Source organism: Steroidobacter flavus (assembly GCF_042651805.1).
In the GTDB taxonomy this organism is placed as follows: domain Bacteria; phylum Pseudomonadota; class Gammaproteobacteria; order Steroidobacterales; family Steroidobacteraceae; genus Steroidobacter; species Steroidobacter flavus.
This window is the reverse complement of sequence record NZ_JBHSDU010000014.1, coordinates 974,728-975,154: the sequence shown is the minus strand read 5'-3', so window position 1 is coordinate 975,154 and position 427 is coordinate 974,728. Positions and strand designations below refer to the sequence as shown.

1 pseudogene is annotated in these 427 nt (G+C 65.6%); it reads left to right on the top strand.

What is annotated here, in order from left to right:
* Nucleotides 1–427, top strand: a pseudogene (locus ACFPN2_RS26740) (hypothetical protein); the annotation flags it as partial.

Sequence of the window (427 nt, the reverse complement as noted above, 5' to 3'; positions counted from 1 at the left end):
TGCTCGAGAGCACCTCGCCGCACGCATCGCTGCCGCAGGTGGGCATCGATGCGACCGGCAATGCACTGGTGACGTGGCGCCAGTCGGACGGCACGGCGGAGCGTGTTTATTACAGCCGCTGGAGTCATGCGAGCCAGAGCTTCAGCACCGCAACGCTGCTCGACAGCGCGACCGGTGCGACCGACCGTCCGAAGATGGGCTTCGACGGCCAGGGTAATGCCATTGCGATGTGGAGCGAAGCGGGCAGTTTGTATGCTCGCCGCTTCGACAGCACGACCGCGGCTTGGGGCGCCATCGCGCTGGTTCAGTCGGGGACCATTTCGAGCTGGGATCTTTCCGTCGACGCGCAGGGTAACGCGCTGGCCGGTTGGACGCAGGATGACGGTACAACCATCTCGGCCTACGCACGCCGCTTCGATGGGGCCAG